We start from the raw sequence: 17,338 nt of genomic DNA on the forward strand, positions 1-17,338 counted from the left end.
GCGTAGCCCGGAGGCGTGCCGGGCGCCAGAGGCCAAATTATGGCTGCAAGCTTCGCAATTTACTGAGAAACCTTTGGGTACGTTCCTGGCGGGGCGACGCGAAAAGCTCCGCCGACGGTCCCGCTTCGAGAATGCGGCCCTCGTCCATGAAGATCGTGCGGTCGGCGACCTCGCGCGCGAACTCCATCTGGTGGGTGACGATGACCATGGTTCGCTTCTCGGCGGCCAGGTCGCGGATCACCGCCAGGACCTCGCCCACCAGCTCCGGATCGAGGGCCGAGGTCGGCTCGTCGAACAGGATGACCTCGGGGTCCATGGCCAGGGCCCGGGCGATGGCGCAACGCTGTTGCTGGCCGCCGGAGAGGGCGCGGGGATAGGCGTCGGCGCGGTGGGCGAGGCCGACCTTGGTCAGCAGGGCCAGCGCCTTCTCGCGGGCCTTGGCGGGCGGATCGCCGCGCACCACGATCGGCGCCTCGGCGACGTTCTGCGCCGCCGTTTTGTGCGGGAAGAGGTTGAAGCTCTGGAACACGAAGCCGACCCGGCCCTTCAGCGCCCGGGCCAGCGGAACCTTTCCGCCCGCCGCGACGCCGGCGATCGACAGGGTTCCGCCGTCCAGCGCCTCCAGCCCGGCCAGGCATCGCAGGAGCGTGCTCTTGCCCGAGCCGCTTGGGCCGATGACGGCCACCACCTCGCCGGGGGCGACATCCAGGTCGACGCCGTCCAGCACCGTCGTGTCGCCGAACCGCTTGACGAGGCCCTGGGCCAGGATGGCGCTCATCGGCGGGCCTCCGCGCGGCGTTCCAGCCAGCCCTGGCCCAAGGCGAGCAGGCTGGAGACGATCCAGTAGATGGCCGCGGCGCTGAGATACATGGCGAAGATCTCGTAGGTGCGGGCGGTGATCAGCTGGGCCTGGCGGAACAGTTCGGGCACCTGGATGGTGGCGGCCAGCGAGGTGTCTTTCACCAGGCTGATGAAGCTGTTGGACAGCGGGGCCACGGCGGTGCGGGCGGCCTGGGGCAGGATGATGCGGCGCATGGCCTGGCCGCGGGTCAGGCCCAGCACGGCGGCGGCTTCCCACTGGCCTTTGTCGACCGCCGCGATGGCGCTGCGCAGGATCTCGCCGGCGTAGGCGGCCACGTTCAGCGAAAAGCCGATACCGGCCGCCACCAGCGGCGGCAGCTCCAGCCCCAGCTGCGGCAGGCCGTAATAGATCAGGAAGAGCTGCACCAGCAGCGGCGTGCCCCGAAAGGCCGAGACATAGACCGCCGCCGGCCAGCGCAGCAGCGGCGATCGCGACAGCCGCATCAGGGCCAGGCCAAAGCCGAGCACCAAGCCCAGGCCCATGCCGATCAGGCTGAGCGCCACGGTGTAGACCGCGCCCTTCAGCAGCAGCGGGGCCGACTGGGCGATGAGCTCGGCGGCGGTCATCGACTACTTCGTCACGTCCTGGGCGAACCATTTCTGCGAAATGGCGGCCAAGCGGCCGTCGGCCCGCAGGGCGTCGATGGCCTGGTCGACCAGCACCTTCAGGGCCGGGTCGCGCTTCATGACCACGCCCTGGCTCTGTGGGGCGAAGGGCGGGCCGGCGGCCACGAGGTCGGGCGCGGTCTTCAGGAAGTCGGCGGCGACCAGGCGGTCGTTCAGCACCGCGTCGATGCGGCCGGCCCGCAGGTCCTGGTACTTGGTGGGATCGTCGTCATAGGTGCGGATCTCGGCCTTCGGCTGGTTGTCGCGCAGCCACTGCTCGTAGTGGGTGCCCAGGCCCACGCCGACCTTCTTGCCGGCCAGGTCGGGGGGACCGACGACGCCGCCCTTGCCCTTGGGGACGATGATCAGGATGCCCGAGACCGTGTAGGGCTTGGAGAAGTCGTACTTGGCCTCGCGCTCGGGCGTGATGGTGATCTGGTTGATGACGACGTCGGTGCGGCCCGATTCCAGCGCGCCCAGCAGGCCGGCGAACGGCGCGGCGACGAATTCGGCCTTCACCTTCATCTGCTCGGCCAGGGCCCGGGCGAAATCGACGTCGAAGCCGGTCAGCTGGCCGTCGGTGCCTTGGAAGTTGAACGGCGGATAGGTGCCTTCCAGGCCGATGCGCAGGGTCTTGGTCGCCTCGACCCGGGCCGCGCCGCTCTGGCCCGCGCCGGCGTCCTTGCCGCCGCAGCCGGCCAAGGTGAGGGCGCTTCCGGCGCCCAGGCCCAGCAGGACGTCACGACGGGCAAGGAATCGCATGGCGGGCCTCGAAGCAAAGGTCATCCGCGCAGTTCTATACCGAGGCTTCGCCGCCGCCAGGGGGAAGACGCTTGTATGACCGTCGACGCGCGACCTGACGGCGATTTAACCTGACGCGGACGATCAGCTCTGGCTTCCTGCCGCCAGTTTGTTTGCGGGGGAACGCATATGGCTCAGACCTTCGACCCGGCCGCGGCCACCGCCGCCTATCTGGCGCAGTTGCCGCCGGAGGCCCACGCCAAGGCGACGGCCTACACCCAGGGCGGCCACTGGCTGCTGCTGTGGGGCGCGTTGGTCGCCGTGCTGGTCTCGTTCCTGATCGTGCGCAGCGGCCTGCTCACCGGGCTGCGGCGCAAGGTCGAGGGGCGGCGCACGCGGCCCGTCCTGGCCAGCTTCGTGGTCGGGGTGGTCTATCTGGTGGTCGACAGCGTGCTGTCGCTGCCGTGGGCGGTCTACAGCCAGTGGTGGCGGCAGAAGCAGTACGGCCTGACCAGCCAGGCCTTCAGCGGCTGGCTGATCGAAGGGACGATCTCGCTGGCCATCACCGCGGTGATCGGCGGCCTGTTCTTCACCGCCCTCTACGCCCTGATCCGCAAGGCCCCGCGCACCTGGTGGGCGTGGAGCGGCGGCCTGACGGCGGTGTTCATCGCCGCCAGCCTGCTGCTGGCCCCGCTCTACATCGAGCCGATCTTCAACCACTACACGCCCGCGCCCGCCGGTCCGGTGCGCGACGAGGTCGTGGCCATGGCCAAGACCGTCGGCGTGCCGTCCGACAAGATCTTCGTCTATGACGGCTCCAAGCAGTCCAACGCCTATACCGCCAACGTCTCGGGCCTGTTCGGATCGGCGCGCGTCGCCATGAGCGACACCATGTTCAAGAAGGGCGCGGACATCGCCGAGGTGCGCGGCGTGGTCGGCCACGAGATGGGCCACTACGCCCATCAGCATTCGATCTGGATCGCCGGGGTCATGAGTTTGCTGGCGATCGCCGCCTTCTTCCTGGTCGACCGCCTGTTCGCGCCGGCCGCGCGCCTGCTGGGCGCCGACCAGGTCAGGGGCGTGGCCGATCCGGCCGGCCTGCCGGTGCTGAGCGCCGTGCTGACCGTGCTGTTCCTGCTGGCGACGCCGGTGACCAGCAGCCTGATCCGCATCGCCGAGAGCGACGCCGACCGCTTCAGCCTGACGCATTTCAACGAGCCGGACGGCCTGTCCAAGGCCCTGGTCAAGACCATCGAGTACCGCGCCGCCACGCCGGGCCGGCTGGAGGAGATCATCTTCTATGACCATCCCGCCGTCGGCCGCCGCATCCAGCGGGCGATGGAGTGGAAGGCGGCGCATCCGAAGGCTTCGCCGACCGCGGCGCTCGACGCGGCGGCCAGGGCGGCCTTCGTGGGGCGGATGGTCGATCAGTCGTCGCCCGCGCCGGCCGGCTACGGGCCGCTGATCCTCAAGCCGGACGGCTCGTGGTTCCAGCGCTACGACTTCGGCTCGGGCCAGGGGAAGTACGTCATCGAGGGCGGCAAGCTGTGCCTCAGCGCCGACGGCGCCGCCACCCATTGCCGCGACCTGGTTCGCCTTGGCGAGGGCTGGGCGCTGCGCGGCGAGGACGGCGTTCCCGCGCCGGTCGTGTTGAAACCGATCGAAGAGACCGCTCGGGCGGGCTGATCGCTTCGCGGCCGTGCGCGTTCTCCTCGCCGAGGAGGACCTGCATGGCCGCAAGCATCGTCAGCGAGATCACCGTAGAGGCCCTGCCGGCCGAGGCCTTCGCCCGCTTCGTCGGCGACATGGGGCGCTGGTGGCCGATGGCCTACAGCCGCAGCGGCGCCCGTTTCGCCGCCGTGCACGTCGAGCCGGTGGCCGGCGGGCGCTGGTTCGAGGTCGACAAGGAAGGCGGGGAAAGTCCATGGGGCGACGTCCGCGCCTATGATCCCGGGCACCGTCTGATCGTCGGCTTCAACATCGCGCCCGATCGCGGCGTCGAGCCTCTGGAGCGTCAGAGCGAGGTCGAGTTCCGGTTCGAGCCGTCGGGTGAGGGGACCCGGATCGTGGTCGAGCACCGCGACCTTGACCGTCACGGCGAGGGCGCGCAGGCCATCCGCCAGGGGATGGCCTCCGACCATGGCTGGCCATTGATCCTGGCCAGCTTCGCCCGCGAGCTCAAATACCCGCGGGCCGCGCCTTTGAGCGCGTGAGGGGGAGCGCGTGAAGGGGCTCAGCGCTTCCTGACGAACACCGTGCCGGCCGAATAGCCGGCGCCGAAGCTGCAGATTAGGCCCGTGTCGCCGGCGACGAAGTCGTCGTTGGCGGTGTGGAAGGCGATGATCGAGCCGGCCGAGGAGGTGTTGGCGTACTCGTCGAGGATGATGACGTTCTCGCCGGCCTCGGGATCGCGGCCCAGCACCTTGCGGGCGATCAGGTCGTTCATGTTGATGTTGGCCTGGTGCAGCCAGAGGCGCTTGAGGGCGGTGGCGTCCAGGCCGATGTCGCCGGCGTGCTCGACGATCATCTCGCTGACCATCGGCACGACCTCGCGGAACACCTTGCGGCCTTCCTGCACGAAGAGCTTGTCCCGCGCGCCGATCCCTTCGGGAGCGGCGTTGTTGAGGAAGCCGAAGTTGTTGCGGATGTTGTTGGAGAACTGGGTCTTCAGGCGCGTACCCAGGATCTCCCAGCCGCCCGTGGCCTGCGAGGCCTCTTCGATGATCACGGCCGTGGCCACGTCGCCGAAGATGAAGTGGCTGTCGCGGTCCTTGAAGTTCAGGTGGCCCGAGCAGATCTCGGGATTGACCATCAGCACGGCCTTGGCGCTGCCGGTGGCGATGAAGTCGGCGGCGGTCTTGATGCCGAAGGTGGCCGACGAGCAGGCCACGTTCATGTCGAAGGCGAAGCCCTCGATGCCCAGGGCCTGCTGGACCTCGATGGCCATGGCCGGATAGGCGCGCTGCATGTTCGAGGCCGCGCAGATCACCGCGCCGATCTCCGACACCGGCTTGCCCCAGGCGGCGATCGCCTGCTGCGCCGCCTTCACCGCCATCTCGGCCAGGATCGAGATCTGGTCGTTCGGGCGTTCGGGCAGGTTCGGGCGCATGACCTCGGGGTCGATGATGCCGTCCTTGTTCATCACGAAGCGCGACTTGATGCCCGAGGCCTTCTCGATGAATTCGGGCGAGGAGGGCGCCAGGGCGGTCACTTCGCCGGCTTCGATGGCCTGAGCGTTGGCGGCGTTGAAGCGCTCGACATAGGCGTTGAAGGCGTCGACCAGTTCGGTGTTCGAGATGCTGAACGGCGGGGTGAAGAGCCCCGTGGCGGCGATGACGGCTTGATGCAAGGCGACTGTCCCGATGGCCGGCGCGCGACATGGGCGCGCCGATCTGATCACTGTTTGGTCGGGATCAATAGCACGCCCCGCGCCCGCGTCACCTGCTAGCGACCGTGTCCCCGGCGCATCGGCCGCGGCTATTCGCCCTGCCGTCGGGGAACCTTCCGGGGCCGGCCACAATCCCCGGTGCAAATGTCGGAAACGACACGCAATGGCCCCAAACAAGTCCGCGGACGGTCAAATACGGGCCGCGTTGGCCCCATACCCAGAGGAGGCTGAGGGAGCACAAGAAATCCCAGTACCATGGAGTAAAAAAATGAAGGTTCTCATGTCTGCGGCCCTGGCCGCCGCGTCGGTCACTGCTGTTCCGGTTCTGGCCCATGCTCAATCGACGTCGCCGGAGATCTACGGCAACCTCGGTTACAACAGCTCGCGCGCCGAAGGCGCCGACACCGGCGCGATCCAAGGCCGCCTGGGCGCGAAGCTGACCCCGCACTTCGGCGTCGAGGGCGAACTGTCCGGCGGCGTGAAGGACGACAACATCGACCGCGCCGGCGTCCGCTCCAACCTCGAGCAGACCCACTCGGCCGCCGTCTATGGCGTGGGCTTCCTGCCGGTGACCCCGAACATCGACCTGATCGGCCGCGTCGGCTACGGCAACACCCAGTTCAAGCAGACCACGGCCGGCGTGCAGAGCAAGTACGACGCCGACAGCGTCAACTACGGCGTCGGCGCCCAGTACAAGTTCGACGACAAGAACGGCGTGCGCGTCGACTACACGCGCCAGCAGTTCCGCGACAACGACGCCGACGACGCCAACGTCGTTTCGGTGGGCTACGCCCGGAAGTTCTAAGCTCCAGGCCTGAAATGAAGAAAGGCGCGTCGTCCTCGCGGGCGGCGCGCCTTTTCGTGTCCGGCTTCCGAGAGCGCGGTCAGACCACGGGCGGAGCCTGTTCGGCCGTCGGGTAGTGATAGTGGTGATGGACGGTCCCGGGACCGTTGAAGCCGTCGCGACCCTTCGGGTCTGGCCCGTAGCGGTTCGGACCGGGCGTGCCGTCCAGCAGGTCGAAGATGAAGACCACGAAGCCGCCGAAGGGGATGAAGCCGAGCAGCAGCCAGAAGCCCGACTTGTCGCTGTCGTGCAGGCGGCGGACGCTGACGGCCAGGGTCGGAATGAACAGGGCGAGGGTGACGAGGCCGAAGACGCTGAACAGCAGCACGGCGGCGACGCCCGCGGCGGTGTCAGGCTGCGTCGATCCGTTGACACCCAGGCCGGTGAACGAGATGGCGACGACGCCCGCCACCGTCAGAGCCAGGTACACCAGCGTACGGAACAGAAAGAACAGCCAGTATTCCGAGCGCGTGGCCCGACCCTCGAACTCGGCGTACTTGCGCAACGGCTCCAGCATCTGCATCGAAAAGGTCCAGAATTTCGCGCGGAACGCGCATGGGTCGGTTTCGTCAAGTCTAGGGGGTTGCAAGCCTCGCCGTAAAGCCGCCTTCGTCGCCGAGGCTTGACCCGGCGGTTCCCGCGTCCGAACGTTCTTGGAAAACAAGAGCATCGGGGGAAACGTTGAGCTTGATCATGGTCATTCAGCTGGTCGGTTCGGCCGTGGCCGTAGCCGCCTTGGTGGCGCTGGCCGCCTGGGCGCGACTCGCCCGGCCCACGCCGCCGCTCGATGTCGACGCGGCCATGCGCCTGCTGGCCGAGGAGTTTCCGGATCACCGCATCGACAGCGTCTGGCTGGCCGGCGACGGCGCCGGGCTGGTCGCCCGCTCGGGCGCCGAGGCGCTGGTGCTGTGGCGGCGCGGCGACGGCTATGTCGCCCGCAGCGCGCCCTGGGCCGGGGTCGTCGCCAGCGGGGCCCGGGACGGGCGGATCAGGCTGCCCGGCGTCGATGGCGCGCCGCGCCTGGTCCTCGGCGACCGGCCCTGGCCGCCGGTGGAGACGGCCGCGTGAAGCCGGCCTTCGATCCCGTCCAACTGGCCATCCCGTTCTTCGTGATCGCGATCGTGCTGGAGGTGCTGCTGGCCCGCTTCGGCAAGGCCAAGGCCAATTACGAGCCCCGCGATGCGGCCACCTCGCTGATGATGGGGCTGGGCAACAGCATCGTCGGCCTGCTGACCGGCGGCGTCATCTTCGCCGCCAGCCTTTGGGTCTACGAGCATCGGATCTTCACGATCCCCATGGGCGCCGTCTGGGCCTGGGTGGCGCTCTTCTTCGCCGAGGACCTGACCTACTACTGGTTCCACCGCCTGAGCCACGAGCGGCGGTTCTGGTGGGCCAGCCACGTCAACCACCACAGCTCGACCCACTACAACCTGACGACCGCCCTGCGGCAGACCTGGACCGGCGGCGTGGCCGGCACCTGGCTGCTGTGGCTGCCGCTGTCTTTCCTGGGCTTTCCGCCGGCCATGGTGGCGATCCAGAAGGGGATCAGCCTCGTCTACCAGTTCTGGATCCACACCGAGGCCGTGCGCCGCATGCCGGCCTGGTTCGAGGCGGTGTTCAACACGCCCTCGCACCATCGGGTGCACCACGCCCGCAACGCCCGCTATCTCGACGCCAACTACGCCGGCATCCTGATCATCTGGGACCGCCTGTTCGGCACCTTCATCCCCGAGGACGACGCCGAGCCGTGCCGGTATGGGATCGTGCGGAACCTGGCGAACTTCAACCTCTTCACCAACGTCTTCCACGAGTGGATTGGGATCGGGAAGGATCTGGCGGGGAGCCGGTCGCCGCGCGAGGTGCTGGGTTATCTGTTCGGGCCGCCGGGGTGGAGCCCCGACGGTTCGCGCGAGACCTCGCATACGCTGAAGGCGAGGTGGCGGGCGCGGGAAGAGAAGGCGGCGGCTGCCGACAACCTCCCGTAAAATCCCCGCGAAAGCGGAGACCCAGGTGTTTTATCGTCGAGCGCCGCGCGTTTCAGAAAAAGCCGAGGCCCCCGCTTTCGCGGGGGTTTTACGGATTTTGGAATGGCCTCACTTAGCCGGAGCGGGCTTCGCCAGCTCCACCGCATAGACCTGCTGGCCGCCGTGCATGTTGGAGCGGAACACCAGCCACTTGCCGTCGGGCGTGAAGTTGACGTTGGGCTCCAGGCGGTAGTCGTGGCCGCTCATGTTGACCAGGCGCTCGGCGTCGATGACGCCCGGGCGGATCAGGTGCTCGGAGTCGGGGGCGTGGATGCCGGCGACGTCCGGGATGCCGCGCGGATGCATCAGGTACAGCCACTTTCCGTCCGGCGCGTGGGCGACCATCTCGGCGTCGCCACCGTCGCCGGCGAACAGCTTGCCGTCGGGGCTGGAGTTGAAGTGCACAGACCAGGCGTTGCGCTCGACGTGGTACCAGGTGCGCTTGCCGGTGGCGATCTCGTAGCCGGCCACCCAGAAGTCCTCGCCGCGCGGGGTCTGCAGGTCGTACCAGACGGTCTTGCCGTCGGCGCTGAACCATTCGTGCCCGGCGATCTCCATGTTCATGGTGCGGGTGTGGATCTTCACCGGCTTGGCGTTCGCCTCGTCAGTGCGCAGCAGCCACAAGCGGTCGACCTTGTGCCAGGGACCCTCGTGGCAGAACATCAGAAGGTTCGGGTCGGTCGGCGAGAACTGCAGGTGGTTCAGCCAGTCGGTGGCGGCGTGCACCACGCGCTTCTGGCCGGTGCGCAGGTCGATGACGAACATCTCCATCGGGATCTTCGAGTCGAGCCGCTCGTTCAGCCGCACCTCCTTGGCCTCGGCGAAGGGCAGGGGCTTGCCGTCCGGACCATTGGCGGCGTAGGCGGCCTGATCATAGCGGTTGTCGCGCTTGAGCACGCCGTCGGGGCGGGTCTCGATCTTGGGGTCGCTGACCACCACCCCGCCCAGCAGGGTCTCGTCGGAATTGATGGTCTGGATGTCGCCGCGATCGAATTTGGCGACGACGCGGACCTTCTTGCTGTCGATGTCGACGGCCTTGACCACGCGGGTCTCGCCCTCGGTGACGATGAAATAGGCCGAGCGCGTCTTGCGGCCGACGAACAGGAACTTGCCGTTCTCCTCGACCAGCGGCGCCAGCTTGCGGGTGGCCAGGTCGACCGTGCTCAGGCCCTTGGGCGTGGAGATCACCAGCTTGTCGCCCTGGGGCGTGTAGCCGTTGAAGTTGAAATAGAGGCTGCTCGAGCCCGGCTCGTCCGACAGGCGCACGACGCGGTGGCCGGTGTCCTTGTCGATCCACTCGCGCGGCGGCTCGGCGGCCGGCGTTTGGGCCAACGCGGAGGGGGCGAAGGCGGGCAGGGCGATGGCGAAGGCGGTCGCCAGGCCGATCAGGGCGTTCTTCACGGCTTCACCTTCACGATGGCGATGTTCGGACGGTCCGGGTTCTTCATGCCGTCGCCCAGGAAGAAGCTGGTGTGCGGCGGCTGGTTGTAGGCGGTGTTCTGCCAGGCGATCCCGGCGCGATAGACCGGATCGTGCATCAGGGTCACCAGACGGCGGTCGGTCGGGTAGGGCGTGACGTAGATCCGCAGGAAGGTGTTGTCCTCCGAGCGTAGGATCAGCTCCTCGCGCCAGTCGCCCAGGATGTCGGCCGACAGGGTCGGGGTGGCCTTGGTGCCGTTGTTGGACAGCATGCCCTCGGCGGTGAACAGCACCTTGGTCTGGCCCGTGGTCCAGTCCCACTTGGAGATCTGGTTCTTGTCGAGTAGCTCGCGCAACTCGTCGCCGTCCCACCAGATGCCGAAATTGGTCTGGCGCGGATGCTTCACGCCTTCGATCGGCTTGCCCTTCACGGTGTAGAGCACGTCGGAATTGCTGGCCCAGACCTCGGCGCCGGGGAAGCGCGGGTCGATGTCGAAGGCCACGCCCCGGCCGGTGTCGCTTTCGGTGGGCGTGGTCCACAGCACTTCGCCGGTCCTGGCGTCGACCATGGCCGAGCCGATGCCGCCGTTCATCTTCGGGCTCTCGTTGACGCCGAAGCGCTCCAGGCCCGGACGGGTCGGGTCCAGGTCGCCCAGGTGCAGGGTGTCGCCGTGATAGAGCTTGGCGGTCCACAGCGGCTTGCCGTTGTCGTCGATGGCCATCGAGCCGTAGACCACCTCGTCGCGGCCGTCGCCGTCGACGTCGGCCACCGCCAGCTGGTGGTTGCCCTGGCCGCCGAAGCCCTCCGGCACGCCGGGGGCGGCGCTGTCGAACAGCCAGCGCTGGACGATCTTGCCGTCGCGGAAGTCCCAGGCGCTGACCGTGGTGCGGGCGTAGTAGCCGCGGCCCATGATGATGCTGGGGCGCTGGCCGTCGAGATAGGCGGTGCCGGCCAGGAAGCGGTCGGAGCGGTTGGCGTAGCCGTCGCCCCAGAGCTTGGTCATCTGCTCGGCGGTCGGCTTGTCGGTAGTGGGGTCGCGCGGAGCCGAGAACGGAACCGAATCGAGCGCCGCGCCCGTGCGGCCGTCGAACACGGTCAGGAACTCGGGACCCTTGAGGATGCGGCCGGTGAGCTTGGCCACCTTGGTGCCGTCCGGCTTGATCTCGGAGCCGGTCTTGTCGTTGGTCGGCCGCTCTTCTGGGCCTTCGCGCCAGTCGGCGTTCGGGTCGCCCAGCACCTTGCCGGTTCCGTCCACCGTGCCGTCGGAGGTGCGCACGGCGATCTCGGCCCGGCCGTCGCCGTCATAGTCGAAGACCTGGAACTGGGTGTAGTGGGCGCCGGCGCGGATGTTGCGGCCCAGGTCGATGCGCCACAGGCGCTTGCCGTCCAGGGTGTAGGCGTCCAGCAGCACCGGGCCGGTGTAGCCGGCGAAGGCGTTGTCCTTGGAGTTGGTCGGGTCCCACTTGAGGATGATCTCGTAGCGGCCGTCGCCGTCCAGGTCGCCCACCGAGGCGTCGTTGGCGGTGTATTCGTAGGCCTGTCCGTCCGGAGTGACGCCGCCGGGGGGCTTCTGCAGCGGGATGGTCAGGAAGCCGTCCTTCAGGGCGGCGGTCTCGCCGGCCAGGGCGACTTCCTTGCCCTTGATCACGGTCTTGAGGCTGTAGTGCGAGCCCGCGACGCCGGTCTTGTCGACGAAGTTGGTGGCGAAGGCGAGCGGCTTGGCGTTCAGCTTCTTGCCGTCGCGATAGAGGTTGAAGGCCAGGCCCAGGGCGTCGTCGCCGCTGAGCCGCCAGGACACCAGCACGCCGCCGTCGATGGCGGGGGCGGCGACCAGGCCGCGGTCGAGGCGTTCGGCCTGGCGGGGCGCGGCGAGGACGGGAAGCGCCAGCAGCGAGGCGGCGGCGGACGCCAGCATGGCGGCCTTGCGGAAGCGACGAGGCATGATTTCCCCCCAAAGGGATCTTGAACTTTGTTGCCGCGATCTTCGCACGACGGCCGAAACGCGCAACACATTTCCCATAAATTGCATCATGACTTCACATTGTGAAACTTGTCTGGCGGCGGTTGAGCGATCGGCCGAATTCGCTTCGCGGTTTCGAGGCGCGAGGGCAGGGTGGCGGCGAGACAGATTTTCTGCGGGGTTCGCCCGCTAAATCTCAATTGACCCCACAGAGGTGGTGGGGATTTAAGCGGTCCAGCTTGACGCCGCGCCGGCGCCGGGAGGATGGCTGGCGCATTCTTATCTTCCAAGGCCTTCGGCCGCAGACGGATCCAGGACGACGATCAGACGATGACCGCCGATTCCCCCGCCGCGCAACGCCCCGTCGCGGCGCGCCGTCCCTTGTTCCGCCGTCGTTCGGCCATCCCGGGTTTCGGCCTGACCCTGGGCGTGACCCTGTCGGTGCTGTCGCTGATCGTGCTGATTCCGCTGTCGGCCGTCGCGCTGAAGGCCGCCGAGCTGTCGCCGAGCGAATTCCTGGCCGCCGCCTTCTCGCAGCGGGCGCTGGCCGCCTATCGCCTGACCTTCGGCGCGGCCCTGGTCGCCGCCGTCGTCAACGGCGTGTTCGGCGTGCTGACCGCCTGGGCGATGGTGCGCTACGAGTTTCCGGGCAAGACCATCCTCAACGCCCTGGTCGACCTGCCGTTCGCCCTGCCGACCGCCGTGGCCGGCATCGCCCTGGCCACCCTATACGCTCCCAACGGCTGGGTCGGGCAGTTCCTGACGCCGCTGGGGATCAAGGCCGCCTACAACCCGATCGGCGTGACCATCGCCCTGGTCTTCATCGGCCTGCCGTTCGTGGTGCGCACCATCGAGCCGGTGATGCGCGACCTGTCGGCCGACGTGGAAGAGGCCGCCGCCAGCCTTGGCGCGGGGCGCCTGGCCACCATCTGGCGGGTGATCCTGCCGGCCCTGGGGCCTGCCTGGCTGACCGGCTTCGCCATGGCCTTCGCTCGGGGCGTGGGGGAGTACGGCTCGGTGATCTTCATCGCCGGCAACATGCCCTACAAGTCCGAGATCGCGCCGCTGCTGATCATCATCCAGCTGGAGCAGTTCCAGTACGCCCAGGCCGCCACGATCGCGGTCGTGATGCTGGTGGTCTCGTTCGTGATGCTGCTGGTGATCAACGCCATCCAGGCCTACTCGCGGAGGTTCGTCTGATGGCCCGCGCCCGTCACCCCACCGAGGATCCGACCTGGGTCAAGGCGCTGGTCCTGGCCGTCGTCGCGGCCTTCCTGGCGCTGGTTCTCATCCTGCCGCTGGCCGCCGTGTTCGCCGAGGCCCTGCGCAAGGGCGTGGGCGTGGCCATCGACGCCATCGCCCACGAGGACGCCCTGGCGGCGGTCAAGCTGACCCTGCTGACGGCGGCGATCACCGTGCCGTTCAACGTGGTCTTCGGCCTCTGCGCCGCCTGGGCCGTGGCCAAGCACGACTTCCCCGGCAAGCCTTTCCTGATCACCCTGATCGACCTGCCGTTCTCGGTGTCGCCCGTCGTGGCCGGCCTGATCTACGTGCTGGTGTTCGGACTGCAGGGCTGGTTCGGCGAATGGCTGCTGGACCACGACATGAAGGTGATCTTCGCGGTGCCCGGCATCGTGCTGGCCACGATCTTCGTGACCTTCCCGTTCGTCGCCCGCGAGCTAATCCCGCTGATGCAGGAGCAGGGCGTCAGCGAGGAGGAGGCCGCCATCTCGATGGGCGCCTCGGGCCTCTACACCTTCTGGCGGATCACCACGCCCAACGTGCGCTGGGGCCTGCTTTACGGCGTGTTGCTGTGCAACGCCCGCGCCATGGGCGAGTTCGGCGCCGTGTCGGTGGTCAGCGGCCACATCCGCGGCCTGACCAACACCATGCCGCTGCACGTCGAGATCCTCTACAACGAGTACGACTTCGTGGGGGCCTTCGCGGTCGCCGCGCTGCTCTGCCTGCTGGCCATCGTCACCCTCGTGCTCAAGACCGCCCTCGAAGTCGCCCAACCGGCCGTGCGCCGGGGCGGCCACTAACGGAACGCCGCCATGACCATCTCCATCCGTTCCGTCCAGAAGCAGTTCGGCCGCTACCCGGCGCTGAACAATGTCGACCTTGAGATCGCCGACGGCGAACTGCTGGCGCTTCTGGGGCCGTCGGGCTCGGGCAAGACCACGCTGCTGCGCGCCATCGCGGGCCTTGAATTCCCCGACAGCGGCCAGGTGCTGTTCCACGACAACGACGTGACTTACGCCTCGGCCGCCGCGCGCCGGGTGGGCTTCGTCTTCCAGCAGTACGCGCTGTTCAAGCACATGACCGTGGCCAAGAACATCGCGTTCGGCCTCGATGTGCGGAAGGGCAAGGACAAGCCGCCGAAGGCCGAGATCGCCAAGCGCGTCGACGAACTGCTGAAGCTGGTCGAGCTGGACGGCCTGGGCGGCCGCTATCCCTCGCAGCTGTCGGGCGGTCAGCGTCAGCGCGTGGCCCTGTCGCGCGCCCTGGCCGTGCAGCCCAGCGTGCTGCTGCTGGACGAGCCGTTCGGCGCCCTCGATGCGACGGTCCGCAAGTCGCTGCGCAAGGAGCTGCGCCGCGTGCACGACGCCACCGGCGTCACCACCATCTTCGTCACCCACGACCAGGAAGAGGCCCTGGAACTGGCCGACCGCGTGGCCATCCTCAATAAGGGCAAGATCGAGCAGATCGGCACCCCGCGCGAGGTGCACGACAATCCGGTCTCGGCCTTCGTCTGCGGCTTCGTCGGCGAATCCAGCCGTTTCACGGGCAAGGTCGAGGGCGGACGCTTCGTCGCTGGCGGCCTGACCCTGCCGGCGCCCGGCCTCGCTGACGGTCCGGCCGAAGCCTTTGTCCGTCCGCATGATTTCGTGCTGGCCGATGACGGTGTGGAAGCCAAGGTCGAGCGGGTCAACGTCCAGGGCGCCCTGGTGCGCGTCGACGCCGTCCTGGCCGGCGGCGCCCGGATCGAGATCGCCGCCTCGCGCGCCGACGCCGACCGCTTCACCGGCACGGTGAAGGTCGCGGCCGCCAAGAGCCACGTCTACGCGGCCTGATCGGCGCCTCTTCGGGCTCTTTGGCCGAAGATTAAATCGCGGCAATTTCTGGGCGCCCTGATTGCAGGGGCGCCTTCCCCTGCCTAGCTATTGGATATCGCCCGTCCATGAGGGCTGAGGGGATGTTGGGGAAAGCTGTCGCTCTTCTTACGATCTGGGTGGTCCTTGCGGTCGTCCTGGTGCGTGTCGTCGTGGGTCCTCTGTGGGGCTCCGGCACGGACCTGGGCCTGATCGCCGCGCCGCTCGTCTTCGCGCTCGGCACGGCCGGATTGATCTTCCTGGCCAGGCGCTTCGTCGCCATCGCGACGCGCCCGCCGAACGCTTCCAATCGCGCGCCCAAGGCGCATTGAGGGAAATCATGACCGCCATTCATTCGCCGCTGAACAAGCGGGCGATCCTGCTCGTCGTAACCGCTGCCGCCGTGCTGGTGCTCGGCTCTTGCTCGGTGATCTCGCAGGGCACCACGGTCGAGCCCGGCAATGTCGGGGTGAAGATCAAGACGTTGGGCTCCGGCGCCGGCGTTGCGCCCGAGTCGCTGCCGGCGCGCTGGTACTTCCGGGGCATCGGCGAACGGATCGTCCAGTTCCCGGTGATCCAGCGCACCTACAGCTACACCCGTGACCGCGACGAGCGGGGCAACGAGAACGAGGAGTTGCAGTTCAGCGACAACACCGGCCTGCCGATGACGGCCGACGTGTCGGTGACCTTGCAGGTCAATCCGGCCTCGGCGCCGGCGCTGTACCAGACCTATCGCCTGACCTTCGATCAACTGCTCGACGGGCCGATCCGCAACGACGTCCGCTCGGCCATCGCCGCCGAGACCGAGAAGGTGTCGGTCGAGACGCTCTACAGCGGCGGCCGCCAGATGGTGGTGCAGCGGGCCCTGGCGCGCGTCTCCAACAAGTGGGCGCGTCATGGCGTGGCCGTCTCGCAGATGGATTGGATCGGCTCGATCCGCTATCCGGCCGCCGTGGTCGATCGCATGCAGGAGAAGACCAAGCTCGAGCAGGAAGCCCTGGCGGCCAAGGCCCTGGAAGCCAAGGAAACCGCCCTGGCCAACGCCGCCATCGCCAAGGCCCGCGGCGAGGCCGAGGCCATCCGCATCAAGGGCGAGGCGATCCGCGCCAATCCGCAGGTTCTGCAGCAGCAGGCCATCGAGAAGTGGAACGGCGAACTGCCCAAGGTCACCAGCGGCGCCACGCCGTTCGTGAAGATCGACTGACGCGAGGCGGCCCCGGCGGGGGATTGTTGGTGCTGAACGCACTCCAATCTCCCGTCATTCCCGCCCTTGTGGCGGGAACCCCTGGTTCCGCTTCCACGTGAGGGGCAAGCGGCGTGCTGAGCACGCCGCCTCATCCGCCCTTGCCGCTGACAGAGAGGTTCCCGCCACAAGGGCGGGAATGACGGGCTCAAGGGGTGGGGGCGACGCTACTACTGCTGCTGTTGTTGCTGCTGCTGGCGCTGCTGGTCCTGGTGGACCGCGGCAGCGTCGCCGCGGCGGCGGGCGCCGAAGGCGGCGGGCTTGGCCAGGCGCAGGAACTCGGGTTCGGCCAGGGCCGCGCGGGCCCTGCGCACCGTCACGCCGACGGCCAGGTGGCTCTCGGCGTCGCCCTTGTAGACCCCGCGCGAAGGCGTGACGTCGGCATAGTCGCGGCCCACGGCCACGGCCACGTGGCGCTCGCCCGTCAGGCAGTTGTTGGTCGGATCGAAGCCCACCCAGCGCAGGCTGGGCAGGAACACCTCGATCCAGGCGTGGGTGGCGTCGGGATCGGAGCGATCGCCCGCGTCGCGGTCGGTGAACAGGTAGCCCGAGACGTAGCGCGCGGGCAGGCCCCAGCTGCGGCAGATGGCCAGCATGATGTGGGCGAAGTCCTGGCAGACGCCGCTGCCGGCCTCCAGCGCCAGGTCGATCGGGCTGTCGGCGTCGGTGACGCCGGGCTGGTAGCCGAACGACTGGTAGAGGGTCTCGTTCAGGCGCTTCAGGGCCGTCAGTGGGTCCTGCCGGCGAAGGTCTTCCAGGTCGTGCTTGGCGATGAACGCCAGCAGCGCCTCGGTGGTCTGGACGAAGCCGTGCGGCCGCAGGAAGTCGAAGCACTCGCCGCGCACGAACTCGCTGCGCAGGCGGTCCCACTCGCCGGTGTCGAGCCGGTCGGGCAGGTCGGCGGCGCGTTCGGTCTCCACCGCCGAGCGGGCGATGATGGTCAGGCGGTCGTGCGGCTGGGGCACGTCGAAGTGATAGACCGCATTGCCGAAGCTGTCGGCGTAGGAGAACAGCTGGCCGGCCGGATCGATGTCCAGCTCGAAGCTGACCAGCCGCTGGCGCGCGCCCTTCTGGGGCTGCATCCACAGCTCCATCAGGCTTTCGCGGACCGGCCGCTCGTAGTGGTACTGGGTGACGTGGCGGATTTCGAGCAGCATGG

18 protein-coding genes are annotated in these 17,338 nt (G+C 68.3%); 10 read left to right on the plus strand and 8 right to left on the minus strand.

The features are described from left to right. Positions 1-37: 37 nt before the first annotated feature. Genes AC07NS_RS21175 through tcyJ form a run of 3 tightly spaced genes read right to left on the minus strand, consistent with a single transcriptional unit; the run spans position 38 to position 2,229 of the window. Positions 38-778 (minus strand): amino acid ABC transporter ATP-binding protein, encoded by a 741-nt coding sequence (locus AC07NS_RS21175; RefSeq protein WP_494606454.1) that lies wholly within the window; start codon positions 776-778, stop codon positions 38-40. Continuing rightward, positions 775-1,428, minus strand: coding sequence for a cystine ABC transporter permease (tcyL, locus tag AC07NS_RS21180; RefSeq protein ID WP_494606456.1), 654 nt, complete (start codon positions 1,426-1,428; stop codon positions 775-777). The genes AC07NS_RS21175 and tcyL overlap by 4 nt, the downstream gene beginning before the upstream one ends. Positions 1,429-1,431: 3 nt before the next feature. Beyond that, on the minus strand, positions 1,432-2,229 hold the full coding sequence (gene tcyJ, locus AC07NS_RS21185) for a cystine ABC transporter substrate-binding protein (protein ID WP_494606458.1): 798 nt from the start codon (positions 2,227-2,229) through the stop codon (positions 1,432-1,434). A 168-nt stretch (positions 2,230-2,397) separates the two neighbouring features. On the opposite strand from tcyJ, the gene AC07NS_RS21190 reads away from it, so the two are divergent. Beyond that, a complete protein-coding gene (locus tag AC07NS_RS21190; RefSeq protein ID WP_494606460.1) occupies positions 2,398-3,894 on the plus strand; it encodes a M48 family metallopeptidase in 1,497 nt (498 codons plus the stop codon). Positions 3,895-3,938: 44 nt separating this feature from the next. Further along, positions 3,939-4,421, plus strand: coding sequence for an SRPBCC family protein (locus AC07NS_RS21195; RefSeq protein ID WP_494606462.1), 483 nt, complete (start codon positions 3,939-3,941; stop codon positions 4,419-4,421). Positions 4,422-4,441: 20 nt separating this feature from the next. On the opposite strand, the gene AC07NS_RS21200 is transcribed toward AC07NS_RS21195, so the two are convergent. Further along, positions 4,442-5,557 (minus strand): beta-ketoacyl-ACP synthase III, encoded by a 1,116-nt coding sequence (locus AC07NS_RS21200; RefSeq protein ID WP_494606463.1) that lies wholly within the window; start codon positions 5,555-5,557, stop codon positions 4,442-4,444. Between the two features lie 307 nt (positions 5,558-5,864). On the opposite strand from AC07NS_RS21200, the gene AC07NS_RS21205 reads away from it, so the two are divergent. Then, positions 5,865-6,401 carry a porin family protein gene (locus AC07NS_RS21205; protein ID WP_494606465.1) on the plus strand — a complete coding sequence of 179 codons (537 nt, stop codon included), beginning with the start codon at positions 5,865-5,867 and terminating at the stop codon, positions 6,399-6,401. Between the two features lie 79 nt (positions 6,402-6,480). Here the strand turns inward: AC07NS_RS21205 and AC07NS_RS21210 are convergent, their stop codons facing one another. Continuing rightward, positions 6,481-6,963, minus strand: a complete 483-nt coding sequence (locus tag AC07NS_RS21210; protein ID WP_494606466.1) for a DUF805 domain-containing protein — start codon at positions 6,961-6,963, stop codon at positions 6,481-6,483. Positions 6,964-7,133: 170 nt separating this feature from the next. On the opposite strand from AC07NS_RS21210, the gene AC07NS_RS21215 reads away from it, so the two are divergent. Both AC07NS_RS21215 and AC07NS_RS21220 read left to right on the plus strand, forming a co-directional pair. Beyond that, entirely contained in the window at positions 7,134-7,508 is a 375-nt protein-coding gene (locus tag AC07NS_RS21215) for a hypothetical protein (RefSeq protein ID WP_494606723.1), read from the plus strand. Next, positions 7,505-8,425 (plus strand): sterol desaturase family protein, encoded by a 921-nt coding sequence (locus AC07NS_RS21220; protein WP_494606468.1) that lies wholly within the window; start codon positions 7,505-7,507, stop codon positions 8,423-8,425. The genes AC07NS_RS21215 and AC07NS_RS21220 overlap by 4 nt, the downstream gene beginning before the upstream one ends. 108 nt (positions 8,426-8,533) lie before the next feature. On the opposite strand, the gene AC07NS_RS21225 is transcribed toward AC07NS_RS21220, so the two are convergent. Next, positions 8,534-9,865 carry an oligogalacturonate lyase family protein gene (locus AC07NS_RS21225; RefSeq protein ID WP_494606469.1) on the minus strand — a complete coding sequence of 444 codons (1,332 nt, stop codon included), beginning with the start codon at positions 9,863-9,865 and terminating at the stop codon, positions 8,534-8,536. Then, positions 9,862-11,826, minus strand: a complete 1,965-nt coding sequence (locus AC07NS_RS21230; protein WP_494606471.1) for a rhamnogalacturonan lyase — start codon at positions 11,824-11,826, stop codon at positions 9,862-9,864. The genes AC07NS_RS21225 and AC07NS_RS21230 overlap by 4 nt, the downstream gene beginning before the upstream one ends. A gap of 348 nt (positions 11,827-12,174) precedes the next feature. Between AC07NS_RS21230 and cysT the strand changes: the two genes are divergently transcribed. The 5 genes from cysT (at position 12,175) to AC07NS_RS21255 (ending at position 16,140) form a co-directional block, all read left to right on the plus strand. Further along, positions 12,175-13,044: a sulfate ABC transporter permease subunit CysT gene (gene cysT / locus AC07NS_RS21235; RefSeq protein ID WP_494606472.1), complete on the plus strand. Its 870-nt coding sequence runs from the start codon at positions 12,175-12,177 to the stop codon at positions 13,042-13,044. After that, positions 13,044-13,886 carry a sulfate ABC transporter permease subunit CysW gene (gene cysW / locus AC07NS_RS21240; RefSeq protein WP_494606474.1) on the plus strand — a complete coding sequence of 281 codons (843 nt, stop codon included), beginning with the start codon at positions 13,044-13,046 and terminating at the stop codon, positions 13,884-13,886. Before cysT ends, cysW begins: the two co-directional genes overlap by 1 nt. A gap of 12 nt (positions 13,887-13,898) precedes the next feature. Then, positions 13,899-14,918, plus strand: a complete 1,020-nt coding sequence (locus tag AC07NS_RS21245; RefSeq protein ID WP_494606476.1) for a sulfate/molybdate ABC transporter ATP-binding protein — start codon at positions 13,899-13,901, stop codon at positions 14,916-14,918. A gap of 158 nt (positions 14,919-15,076) precedes the next feature. Then, a complete protein-coding gene (locus AC07NS_RS21250; RefSeq protein ID WP_494606478.1) occupies positions 15,077-15,268 on the plus strand; it encodes a hypothetical protein in 192 nt (63 codons plus the stop codon). 8 nt (positions 15,269-15,276) lie between these two features. Next, positions 15,277-16,140, plus strand: coding sequence for an SPFH domain-containing protein (locus AC07NS_RS21255; RefSeq protein ID WP_494606480.1), 864 nt, complete (start codon positions 15,277-15,279; stop codon positions 16,138-16,140). A gap of 209 nt (positions 16,141-16,349) precedes the next feature. Here the strand turns inward: AC07NS_RS21255 and AC07NS_RS21260 are convergent, their stop codons facing one another. Continuing rightward, the gene (locus AC07NS_RS21260) at positions 16,350-17,336 is read right to left on the minus strand and encodes a transglutaminase family protein (RefSeq protein ID WP_494606482.1); all 987 of its coding nucleotides are present in this window, start codon (positions 17,334-17,336) and stop codon (positions 16,350-16,352) included. Positions 17,337-17,338 lie beyond the last annotated feature (2 nt).

It is taken from the genome of Caulobacter sp. GW821-FHT10A10, from assembly GCF_059415745.1.